The organism is Limnohabitans sp. JirII-29, assembly GCF_003063395.1.
In the GTDB taxonomy this organism is placed as follows: domain Bacteria; phylum Pseudomonadota; class Gammaproteobacteria; order Burkholderiales; family Burkholderiaceae_C; genus Limnohabitans.
This window is the reverse complement of record NZ_NESB01000012.1, coordinates 81,786-93,109: the sequence shown is the minus strand read 5'-3', so window position 1 is coordinate 93,109 and position 11,324 is coordinate 81,786. Positions and strand designations below refer to the sequence as shown.

Sequence of the window (11,324 nt, the reverse complement as noted above, 5' to 3'; positions counted from 1 at the left end):
GTGTTGGCTCGCATCCACAGCCACCCAAATGCCCGCATCGAAGAGTTACTTCCGCACTGCTGGAAGCCCGCAAGTCCGACCGTGTGAACACTCGCCCACAAAATAGGTGGGAAGACCGGACGCTCACGACTTTCAGCCACGCGCTTTCGGTGCGGTCGGCTAACCAGCCAAGCAAGACGACTGCAGTTCCTTCGATACCAGTCGTTCATGTCACCGCAATGCTCAGTGAGTCATTGACGGCTTTTACCGAGCAATATGAACCAAGCACCTCAGTTCGGCTAGCCGCTATCGCTGCATTACAGTAGTTCGGGAAGACGTTACGTGCCCCATCAAGTTCTGGAAAAAAGCGCTAAAAGACGTTGGCAATAGTCGTCTACATCGCACACACTCAAAAAAATCCTGCCAAAGTCAATCAGAGCATGGCGGGTTACTAGACATGCTGGCCGACCGCTTCAACCAGCAGCCCAACCAAGTGGCCTCGATGGTCATCGTTGCACACGTCACCAGCTTGGCGTTTTTGCCGCTCGGGATTTGGTTGGCTTTCCTTTGACTGCCAAGTGACCCTTCGGCGCAAAATGCGCCGTCAAAAAATCAAGCAACATGCGCACCTTGGCCGACAGGTGTTTGCGAGTGGGGTAGACCGCGTAAATGCCTAGCTCCAGCGACTGAAATTCGGGCATCAACTCCACCAACGTGCCTGCTGCCAGATCGGGGCCCACCAAAAACGTGGGTTGCAAGATCACACCCTGGTGTGCCAGCGCCGCAGCACGGCAGGTGTCGCCACTGTTGGTGTGGATGGTGGGTTGGGTCTTCACACGCACCTTGCCCTTGGGGCTGGTGAACTCCCATTCGTCTTTGGTGGACCAGTAGCTGTAGGCAATCACCGAATGGGCCGCCAGCTCGCTGGGGTGCTTGGGTGTGCCATGTGTTTTCAGGTACTTCGGCGACGCACACAACACCATGCGTGTGGTGGCCAACAGCTTGCTGACCAAGGTGGAGTCTTCCAGCTTGGCAATGCGAATCGCGAGGTCGTAGCCGTCTTCCACCAAGTCGACCAACCGGTCTGACAGCGTGATGTCCAGCGTCACTTTGGGGTTCTCTGCCATGAACACCCCCCACAGTGGCGCCAAGTGCAAGATGCCAAAGGTGAACGGTGCATTGATGCGTAGCAAGCCACTGGCAGCTTCGCTGCGCGAGGTGACTTCTGACTCTGCATTGGCCAGCCCTTCAAGCAACTCTTTGCTGCGGGCGTAGAACACATGGCCTTCTTCGGTCAATGACAAACGTCGTGTCGTGCGGTGGAGCAAACGCACGCCCAAGCGGGTTTCCATCTCCACCACATGGCGCGACACAGCGGCTTTGGACAGTTGCAGGGCATCGGCGGCTTTGACAAAGCTGCCAGCTTCCACCACGGCATTGAAGGTCTGCATTTCCAAGAATCGGTCCATTGTTCCATCGATCGAAATAATAAATATCAAATAACTCTATTTATCTTAAATATTGTATTCAATACAGTGTGGGCATCTGATGTTTGAGAAAGAAACCATGTCTTCGTTTGCCCCCGCCCCTGTGCTGTTCATCTCCCACGGCGCACCTACCTTTGCCACCGAACCTGCCACCTTGGGCCCGTTGCTGCGCAACTTGGGTCAGCAGCTGCATGACGTGCGGGCGGTGTTAGTCGTGTCGCCCCACTGGCAAACCCGCGGTGTAGAAGTCATGACCACCGCCACCCCGGTCACTGTGCATGACTTTGGCGGTTTCCCCGCCGCGTTGTACCAACTGCAATACCCCGCGCATGGGCAACCTCAATTGGCCGAAGAAGTGGCCCAGCTGCTGACCGAAGCCGGCTGGCCTGTGACGCACGACACGCAACGTGGCCTCGACCACGGCGCCTGGGTGCCGTTGATGCACCTCTTGCCCCAGGCTGACGTGCCCGTGTTTCAAGTGTCGATGCCCTACAACTTAAATCCCGCCTCGGCATTGCAACTGGGCCGCGCCTTGTCTGCCATGCGTGCCCAGGGCGTGCTGGTGTTGGCGTCGGGCAGCATGACGCACAACCTTTACGAATTCCGCCAGTTGGGTGCGGCCGCTGAAGACTATGCGATCGAGTTCACCCAATGGGTTCGCGACAAGGTGCGCAGCCACGACACGGATTACCTGATCGACTACCGTCGACTGGCACCTCACGCGCAGCGTGCGCACCCCACCGAAGAGCATTTCTTGCCTTTGCTGGTGGCCTTGGGCGCGGTGTCTGCCGATGAGCCCGTTCAAGTGCTCAACGGTGGCGTGGATCACCGTGTACTCTCGATGGAATCCTATGCTTGGGGCGTCGCATGAACACACCACAACACACCGTCAGTGCTTTGCAGCAAGACCCAAATTTCGAGCTGGCATTCCGTATCCAGCAACCACAGCCTGTGCAACCCAAGGCCTTGTTGGTGCTTCTGCATGGCGTGGGAAGCTCTGAGCTGAGTCTGAGTGATCTGGCCGCAGGCATCGATCCTCACACCTTGGTGGTCTTGCCCCGTGGCCCTTTGGCGTTGGGCCCTAACCAATGCGCCTGGTTTCGCGTGGCGTTCACAGCCAACGGGCCACAGATTGTGGAGCGCGAGGCGGAGCAAGCGCGTCACACCTTGATCCGGTTCATCACACAACTGCAGACCCAACACCACATCGCGCCAGAGCACACGGTGGTGGCAGGCTTTAGTCAAGGCGGCATCATGAGTGCCAGCGTGGCGTTGAGTGCGCCCGAACGGGTGGCGGGCTTTGGCATTTTGTCGGGCCGCATCTTGCCAGAGCTGGCCCCGTTCGTGGCCGACGGCGCGCGTTTGCAGCACCTGCAAGCCCTCGTGGCCCACGGTGCGCTAGATGGCACCTTGCCCGTCACATGGGCGGAGCGCTCTGAGCAATGGCTCAAGCAACTGGGTGTGACGCAAACCAACTTGCGTTACCCGATAGGACACAGCATCAGCGCTGCCATGCAAGCCGATTTTTTGGGCTGGGTGCAGCCTGTCTTGAAGGGCGGTTGAGGTGGACATGCACACGCTCTACCGCAGCGTGCGTGAGCGCTGGGCGCAGCACGGCCCCATCGCCGTGCTGCATCTGGGAGATGACGTGATGGCTTTGGCCAGTGGCCGTTCGGATCAGGCAGAGGTGGTGCTGACGTTTTCTTTGGGCCTGCGCCAACTGGTAGCAGAGGTGTTGACGCACACCCCACCCACGCCCTTGCAATTGGAGCTCGCCATTGAAACGGTGGAAGAACAGGTCATGCCTGCGCACACCGCCTTGCCTCCTGATGCGGCACTCGTGACGCAAGATGCGTGTCTGTGGCAATGGGCCCAGGCCATGGGCTGGTGCGTGGATGTCGACCAAGAGCTGTCTTTGGCGACGCTGGAAGAGGGGTTCAACCTGCTGGTCGCCCATGCCCAAGGACGGCCAGCCTCTGTGGCCGGTGTGCCGTCCGATCCGCGCTTTGCTGCCACGTTGGTGGTCTTGCGCGAGCTAATGCACCATCTCCATTTCAAGCGCATCACCTTGCTCGCACCGGCTTGAGCAGACACCGGTATCTCGTCACGCGGGCATGAAAAATCCCGCTGAGCACAAGGCGCAGCGGGATGTGTGGGGCCAGCCTCTGTCAAGAGGCGTTTGACCGATCAGTGGTTGTCGGTCAACTGGTCAAGAATCGCTGGGTTTTCCAAGGTCGAGGTGTCTTGGGTGATCGCCTCGTTCTTGGCCAAGCTGCGCAGCAGGCGGCGCATGATCTTGCCGGAGCGGGTCTTGGGCAGGTTGTCACCGAAGCGGATGTCTTTGGGCTTGGCGATGGGGCCAATTTCTTTGCCCACGTGGTCGCGCAAGATTTTGGCAATCGCTTTGGCTTCGTCACCCACAGGGCGGGGGCGCTTCAACACCACAAACGCGCAGATGGCTTCACCGGTGGTGTCGTCAGGACGACCCACCACAGCGGCTTCGGCCACCAGCTCGGTGCAGCTCACCAAAGCCGATTCAATTTCCATGGTGCCCATGCGGTGGCCCGACACGTTCAACACGTCGTCGATGCGTCCGGTGATGGTGAAGTAACCGGTCTTCTCGTCGCGGATGGCACCGTCGCCAGCCAGGTAGTACTTGCCCTTGAACTCTTCGGGGTAGTAGCTCTTCACAAAGCGGTCGGGGTCGCCCCAGATGGTGCGAATCATCGACGGCCAGGGGCGCTTGACCACCAAGATGCCGCCTTGGCCGTTGGGCATGTCGTGGCCCGCCTCGTCCACCACGGCCGCTTGAATGCCGGGGAAGGGCAGGGTGCACGAGCCGGGCACCATGGGTGTCACACCGGGCAGCGGCGTGATCATGTGGCCACCAGTTTCGGTTTGCCAGAAGGTGTCCACGATCGGGCAGCGGCTGCCGCCCACGTGCTTGTAGTACCACTCCCAAGCCGCAGGGTTGATGGGCTCGCCCACCGAACCCAGCAAACGCAGGCTCGACAAATCAAAGCTCTTGGGGTGCACGGCATCGTTGGCTTCAGCGGCCTTGATGAGCGAGCGAATGGCGGTGGGTGCGGTGTAGAAGATGGACACTTTGTGGTCTTGAATCATCTTCCAGAAGCGCCCTGCATCGGGGTAAGTAGGCACGCCCTCAAACACGATTTCGGTACCGCCCAAGGCCAAGGGGCCGTAGGTGATGTAGGTGTGGCCCGTGACCCAGCCGATGTCGGCGGTACACCAGAACACGTCGTTGTCTTTCAGATCGAACGTCCACTTGGTGGTCAGTGCGGCATGCAGCAAATAACCGCCGGTGCTGTGTTGCACGCCTTTGGGTTTGCCGGTGGAGCCCGAGGTATAGAGCAAGAACAAGGGGTGCTCAGCACCCACCCATTCGGGTTCGCAGGTGGTGGCTTGCTTGTCAGCCAACTCGGCCAACCATTGGTCGCGGCCTGCGGTCATGGCAATGTCGCCACCGGTACGCTTGACCACCAACACGTTCTTCACCGAATCGCAACCGCCCAAGGCAATGGCTTCGTCGACGATGGCTTTCAAGGGCAGGTGTTTGCCGCCGCGCACTTGTTGGTCAGCGGTGATCACAGCCACGGCACCGGTGTCTTCAATGCGGTCACGCAGCGACTGGGCCGAGAAACCACCAAACACCACCGAGTGGGTGGCACCAATGCGCGCACAGGCCTGCATGGCTGCCACGCCTTCGATCGACATCGAGATGTAGATCATCACGCGGTCGCCTTTTTTGACGCCAATCGATTTCAAGGCGTTGGCATATTGGCAGGTCTTGGCCAGCAACTGGCTGTAGGTGATCTTGGTGACTTCGCCGCCGTCGGCTTCAAAAATGATGGCGGTTTTATCGCCCAAACCTTTCTCGACGTTGCGGTCGAGGCAGTTGTACGAGGCATTCAGCGTGCCGTCTTCGAACCACTTGAAGAAGGGGGCGTTGCTCTCGTCGAGCGTTTTGGTGAAAGGGGTTTTCCAGCTCAACAAGTCGCGGGCTTGTTCGGCCCAGAAACCTTCGTAGTCGGTCTCTGCTTTTTTGCACAGCGCCTCGTAGGCTGGCATGCCCGAGATGGTGGCATTTTTGACAAACTCAGCAGAGGGCTGGTGGATGGTGATGTCGCTCATGAAAACGGTCTCCTAATTTTTAGACGGCACTGGCGTGAAACCCCGCAACTGTGGCGGGGGGCTCTTACAAGGGTCTGACTGAGTGGAGTCTGACAAACACCCTCTGCGTGATGTTTGCGTTAAATCAAATCCACAGCATGAAGCCGTTGAGGGTGGCGAAGATGCCCAGCAACCCCAAGCCACACGGCACCCAAAACAAGGTGCGCACGCCGGTCAAAATGGCCACCGAGGTCAACACAATGGCGATTTGCAGCAGCGCTTCGGCGTAGTCAAACCAGGGGTCCTGGGCCATGGCGTGGTCGCGTTCGTGCTCGTGTTCTTTGGCTTTGGCCATCAGTTCTTTTTTGCCGTCGCCGGTTTCAGGTTCAGACTCGTAGCGGGCGATGTTCTTTTGGTAGTCGGCCAGTTTTTTCTCCAGCAGCTCTTTGGCGGCGGGGCTGATCTTGTCTTGAGCCAGTTGCACCTGGATGTCATCGGCCGCAATTTTGTAATCGGTCTGGCGGATGTTCTTGGCTTGGTAGAACGCAAAAGCATTGGCCGCCAACACGTTGTGCACCATGGTTTCTTTGGCCGCGTTGTTGCCACCCAAGCTGGCAATGGCCAACACCATCGCCAAGGTGGACACCAGCATGGCGCAACGGGTGCGGAAGGGGTCGTTGTTGCCGTGCTCGGGCAGTTCTGTTTCTGGCATTTCGCTCATGTTTCTCTCCTGAAGGTTCGTTGTTTTAAATGGAAGTGCTGGGCATCAAATCGTCGATCGAGAGTGTGATGCCCAAATGTTGCGCCAAAAAGTCACGGGCGAGAGTTTGCCAGCCTCCAAGGTGGGACTGCAGGTGGCGTAAACCCGGATCGTCTGACAAGCCCTGGTTGAAGTTCAAGGGCGTGGCAAAGCGCAGTTCGTGCAGTTCGTACTGTGCTTGGTAGAGCTTGGGCGCTTGTCGGCTGTGCACATCAATCGCACGCAAGCGACCGTCATGGCTCCAGTCACAAAACAGCAGATGGCCCATGCGCACCATCAGCACACACTGCTTGGGCGCGATCTTTCCCAAAATTTTGCCGTGGGCCAGCTCGCCCGTGGGGTCGATGGTGCGCAAGGCGGCTGAGGCTTCTTCTCCCAACGCCACCCAAGCTTCCAAGATGTGACCGGCATGGAAATAGGCCTCCCAAAACCGACGCCGGTAGGGACCAATGTCGTCTTCGGTGTGTTGCAGGATTTCAAAAAATGCATCCAACGTTCGGGCGGTGAGCCAGCGGCTCACTGTGGCCATGGCCTCTTGGCGCACACCCAGCCAACCGGCATGGTCATGGCGCGGGTCGCCCAAGGTGCGCAGCAGCTCAGACATCAACGCGTGCTGCACCTCGGCGGGCGGTGTACGCTGGAACCAGGGTGAGAGCAAGCTGTAGGCAAACTCGTCACGGCAAATCGGGTAACGAAAGCGCTGCTGCGGCGTGCCCGGTGCGTGCAGCGCCCACTCGCACATGCGTTGGATGTAGGGCAAGGTGCTGCGCACTTCCTCGGGTGCTTTCAAGGCTTCTAAAAACGCCTGCCGTGCAAACGGGTTGAGCCAAAAACCATCGGTCAGCGCGTGTTGCGCTTGCCACTGTGTCAGCCGCGTCTCCGGGGGCAATGCCAAGATGTCGTGTGCCACCTGGGCGGGGCCAAGGTGTGGGTCCAGCAAACCCAGGCGCTCGATCAAGCGTTGCAGACCGAACGCCTCGGTCTCGCTGAGCGACTGCATCACCCGCGCATCGGCAAAGAACAGCTGTGCGCTCTGGGCCAGTTGCACAAACACCGCGTCGTCAGGGGCGAAATGCTGCAAGTAGGTGTGCAACAAGGCGCGCGCCCACTTGAGGGGGCGGCGTGTGGTCAACGCGTGCGGCAATGCCGTGTGCCAATAGTGCTGGGTCAACTCTAGGTGCAGGTGCAAGCCGCGATCGGCCTGCAGCCACAAGGCGTAGGGCAAATGGCGCCAGTCGCGTGGGCGTGGCGCATAGGCCGCGTTCGCTGGCGGCTGGGGCGAGAAAGACACTGCCTCAAACGCGCTGTAGGTGCGTTCGCCCACGCTGCGCAGATCCAGTTCGGGCCCGAGTCCCGTGCCGCGTCGCTGGCGCACCGCGTGGGCCAGTTGGTCAAAGTCCTGTGGCAGCGGCTTGAAAAAATCAGCACCGGCGTTCATGGCTTCAGCGTACCGTCTCTTGCATGCGTTTCAAGGCACTGCTGGGGCCTTGGGTGGCGGCGTTGTCGCTGGGCTGAAACGCCAGCACAAAGCGCAGCTCGACACGGCGGTTCTTGGCCGCATCGTCTTTGTCACTGGGGCGTTCATCGGCATACGAGCTGATGCCAAACACCGGCTGCTCACGCTCGTTACGAAGGTCTTGCAGCCCGCCTGCGCTGAGCACTTTGTAGACGGCGCGGGCACGGTCTAGTCCCAAATGCCAGTTGCTGTAATCGCCGCGCTTGAGGGGGGCCGAGTCGGTGTGGCCCTCAATCAGAATGGTTTCAATCTCCACCTGTTGCGGGTTGGGCGGGCAGTCAGCGGGCAACTGGCGGCGTTGCGAATAGATGTAGCACGGCAACACCTGTTGCAGCTGCTGGGCCGACTGGCGCAAGGTCTGCACGCCCTCGGCTTGCAACTCGGGCTGGCCCAGGGCAAACAAGGTGTCTGCGGGCAGCGTGATCACGCCTGAGGCTTGGTTGATGGTCACGGGCACACCTGCGTTTTGCAAGCGGCTGCCAATGGTTTGCACCACCACCGCCAGGGGGTCGGGCGGTGGCGCGCTGGGCGGTTCGGGTTTGCGGGCCAACAGCACCATCACCATCACGATGAAGATGAACAGCAGGCCAATCATCAGGTCACTGGCCGAGGCCATGTAACCTGACTCTTCCACTTGTTCGTTGGCAGCAGGGGTGCGGCGGCGTTGAATCAGCATGGCGATTTAGCGCTTGGCAGGCAGGGACTCGATGAACTCGTCCAACACCTCTTCCAAGTTGGTGATGCTGCCACTGAGTTGGTTCACCGCACTGGCCAAGTGCTGGTCCATCTTGGTGTGCAGTTCGGCAATTTGGCTGCTGTAGCCCGACACGCCTTGGGTGAGCGCATCCACCGTGCCGCTGAGGGCTTGTTGGGCCTCTTGCAAATGGGTGCGCACATGGCCCAGTGCGGTCTCTGCCGTTTGCGCGCTTTCTTTGAGCGTGGTCACGGTCTGGCCCAAGGCCTGGTTCATGGGCAGCAAGGTGTCTTTGAAATCGTTGGCAGCCGCGCGTTGCAGCGTGACCGAACGCTCCATCGCGCTGGCGCTGTCTTTGAAACTCTCTGCGGTGCGCCGAATCAGGCCCACGGTGGTGTGCAACTCGCCGGTGGCACTTTGCACCTGTGTGAGCGTGTCGCCAAAGCTGCCGAGCAGGGTGGTGAGTTGCGCGCTGCCTTGCGTGCCTGCGGCACTGGCACGGGCCAGTGCGCCATCCAACTCTGCCACTGTGCTGCGCGTGGTGCCAATGGTCTGGCTCAGCGCTGCCACAGCCTCGTGGAAGGTGTTCAGGCCGCTTTCAATGCCTTGCGTCAACACCGCACCGGCTTTGCCCAATTCGTCGGCGGCCTGACTGCCCGCATGGCCAAAGCTTTGGCTCGAGACCTGGATGCTGTCGGCCAAGCCACTGAGCTTGTCAAAGGTGGGCTGCATGTGGCGCGACATGGCTTCGCCAATGGCGTTGGCAAAGTCGCCCTCAAAGCGTCCCAGCTGGCGCACCTGGGCCCGGTTTTGCTCCAACATGTCTTGGAACAGGCTCAGCTGCACGCGCATGCTGGCCTCGGCCGCGTTGTCAGGCACTTGGCTGCGCAAGATGTGGCACAACACATCCACCTCCGCTTGCAAGTTCTCCAACGCCACCTTGGCACGCCAGTTCCACAGCAGCGAACACAACAAGCCCGCGATGGAGGTGATGAACTTGCCGCCTGCCGTGGCAATCAGCGACTGCAAAGCCTGGTCTTGTTGGCGTACCGACACATCCAGCGCGTTCAAGGCCAAGCCAGCTTGTTGCAAGGCCACGGCCAAAAAGATAAAGGTACACATCAGGCCAAAGCCAATCAGCAAATTGGGCATGGTCTCAAACAAGGCCAAGTTCAAGCGTCCGCCCAACACGCTGCGCACATTCCAGGTGTCGGCATGGCTGCGAAAGCTGTAGCTTTGCAAACCACTGCCTTGCGCGGCGGGCAGGTCGATCAAACCGGCTTCGGTTTCGCGCAACAAAAATTTCAGCTCCGGGTCTGGCGTTGTGTCTTGGGCTTGGTGCAGCGCCACGCGGCTGCTGTCTGTGCTGCGCGAGAGGGTGTGGTGAAGTTGTCGCACGGCTTGGCGCACACCGCGTATGCGCAAAGCCCAGATGCCAAAGCTCAGCAGTGAGAAAACAACAATGACGGCGGCAATCGCCAGAGGGATGGCCAGCTGTTGCAGCTGGGCCAGGTAGGGGTTCAGGGGCATGCGGCTATTGTCCGCAATTCCGCTTGGTGCTCAGGCGATGTGTCAGAAGTTGGGAATGTTCAACACCTGCGCGGCGGTGCGGCCCAAGATGGCCACCTTGTCTTGGTTGGACAAAGGCGTGGCCAGCACATGTTCCACCGGGGCTTCGTTCCAGGGAATCGGCTGGTCGGTGCCCACCATCACTTGGCTCGCCCCCACTTGGGCCACCAAGTGGCGCAAGGCTTCAGGCGTGAACACCAGCGAGTCGAAGTACATCTGGTTGAGGTACTCGGTGGGTTTTTTCTTCAGCACCACCGTTGGGTCGCAGTTGCTGGGCGACACAAAGCAGCCGTGGTCCATGCGCGGCGCGTACGAACCCAAGAAGCCGCCGCCATGGGCCGACAGAATTTTGAGCTTGGGGAATTTGTCCAAAGTGCCATCAAAAATCAAATGCTGCAAGGCGATGGTGGTGTCCAGTGGGTTGCCAATGGTGTTGCCCAACCAACCGTTGCCTCTGAAGCGCTTGGCCAATTCGGGCGTGCTTTGCGGGTGGATGAACAGCACCGCACCCAGCGCTTCGGCCTTGGCCCACACCGGGTCGAACTTGGGGTTGGAAAACTCCATGCCTTGCACATTGGCCTGAATGGCGGCACCTCGAAACCCTGGTATTTTCATGACCGCTTCCAGCTGCTGCACCGCCAACTCGGGGTGTTGCAGCGCAATCGACGCAAAGGCCGAAAAGCGCGTGGGGTGTGCCGCGCACAGCTTGGCCAAGTTGTCGTTGTTGATGCGGCAAATCTCTTGGGCCAAGGCGGCGTCTTTGCCGTACCAAAACACATTGCTCGAGAGCACCTGCATGTCCACCCCCATGGCGTCCATGCTGTCCAAGCGCACTTGCACCGCCTCTTTGTCGGTCACCGGGATGTAGTGCTGTGGCCCGCCCTTGACGGCACCGTTCACACTCACGCCCTTGCCAGCCAGCGCCACGGCTTCTGGGAAGAAGCAATGGGCATGCACGTCGATCACGCGCACACGTTGGCCGTCGATCACCACGGGCGCATGCTTGCTGCCCATCTTGGGGTGGCGGTAGTTCAAAGCGGGCTGGTTGCCCCAGTCGTTGTTGTCGGGGCCTGCGGGCGCACCTTGGGCCAAGGCGTTGTCGAGCAGGCTGCACGAGCAAAACGTGATGCCCGAAAAGACGGTGTTTTTGAGGAAGTTGCGGCGTGTGTTCATGGGCTGGATCTGACC

General features: G+C 59.8%; 10 protein-coding genes. 3 read left to right on the top strand and 7 right to left on the bottom strand.

Annotated elements, in window-relative coordinates:
* Positions 1–500: 500 nt before the first annotated feature.
* Positions 501–1,448 (bottom strand): LysR family transcriptional regulator, encoded by a 948-nt coding sequence (locus B9Z39_RS15700; RefSeq protein ID WP_108302461.1) that lies wholly within the window; start codon positions 1,446–1,448, stop codon positions 501–503.
* A gap of 97 nt (positions 1,449–1,545) precedes the next feature.
* On the opposite strand from B9Z39_RS15700, the gene B9Z39_RS15695 reads away from it, so the two are divergent.
* From B9Z39_RS15695 to B9Z39_RS15685, 3 genes are read left to right on the top strand one after another with little or no spacing between them, the layout of a single operon-like run.
* The gene (locus B9Z39_RS15695) at positions 1,546–2,337 is read left to right on the top strand and encodes a dioxygenase (protein ID WP_108302476.1); all 792 of its coding nucleotides are present in this window, start codon (positions 1,546–1,548) and stop codon (positions 2,335–2,337) included.
* Positions 2,334–3,029 (top strand): alpha/beta hydrolase, encoded by a 696-nt coding sequence (locus B9Z39_RS15690; protein WP_100147654.1) that lies wholly within the window; start codon positions 2,334–2,336, stop codon positions 3,027–3,029. The genes B9Z39_RS15695 and B9Z39_RS15690 overlap by 4 nt, the downstream gene beginning before the upstream one ends.
* Positions 3,030–3,036: 7 nt before the next feature.
* A complete protein-coding gene (locus tag B9Z39_RS15685; protein ID WP_146183349.1) occupies positions 3,037–3,552 on the top strand; it encodes a hypothetical protein in 516 nt (171 codons plus the stop codon).
* A 101-nt stretch (positions 3,553–3,653) separates the two neighbouring features.
* On the opposite strand, the gene acs is transcribed toward B9Z39_RS15685, so the two are convergent.
* The 6 genes from acs to B9Z39_RS15655 all read right to left on the bottom strand — a co-directional run bounded on the left by acs (position 3,654) and on the right by B9Z39_RS15655 (position 11,309).
* Positions 3,654–5,618 carry an acetate--CoA ligase gene (acs, locus tag B9Z39_RS15680; RefSeq protein ID WP_108302457.1) on the bottom strand — a complete coding sequence of 655 codons (1,965 nt, stop codon included), beginning with the start codon at positions 5,616–5,618 and terminating at the stop codon, positions 3,654–3,656.
* Positions 5,619–5,742: 124 nt separating this feature from the next.
* Complete coding sequence (locus B9Z39_RS15675) at positions 5,743–6,318, bottom strand: DUF4337 domain-containing protein (RefSeq protein WP_100147657.1); 576 nt, start codon at positions 6,316–6,318, stop codon at positions 5,743–5,745.
* A 25-nt stretch (positions 6,319–6,343) separates the two neighbouring features.
* Positions 6,344–7,795, bottom strand: a complete 1,452-nt coding sequence (locus B9Z39_RS15670; protein WP_108302455.1) for an EH signature domain-containing protein — start codon at positions 7,793–7,795, stop codon at positions 6,344–6,346.
* A 4-nt stretch (positions 7,796–7,799) separates the two neighbouring features.
* Positions 7,800–8,549, bottom strand: coding sequence for an OmpA family protein (locus B9Z39_RS15665; RefSeq protein WP_108302453.1), 750 nt, complete (start codon positions 8,547–8,549; stop codon positions 7,800–7,802).
* A 6-nt stretch (positions 8,550–8,555) separates the two neighbouring features.
* On the bottom strand, positions 8,556–10,097 hold the full coding sequence (locus tag B9Z39_RS15660; RefSeq protein ID WP_108302451.1) for a hypothetical protein: 1,542 nt from the start codon (positions 10,095–10,097) through the stop codon (positions 8,556–8,558).
* A 42-nt stretch (positions 10,098–10,139) separates the two neighbouring features.
* Positions 10,140–11,309, bottom strand: a complete 1,170-nt coding sequence (locus tag B9Z39_RS15655) for an amidohydrolase family protein (RefSeq protein ID WP_108302449.1) — start codon at positions 11,307–11,309, stop codon at positions 10,140–10,142.
* Positions 11,310–11,324 lie beyond the last annotated feature (15 nt).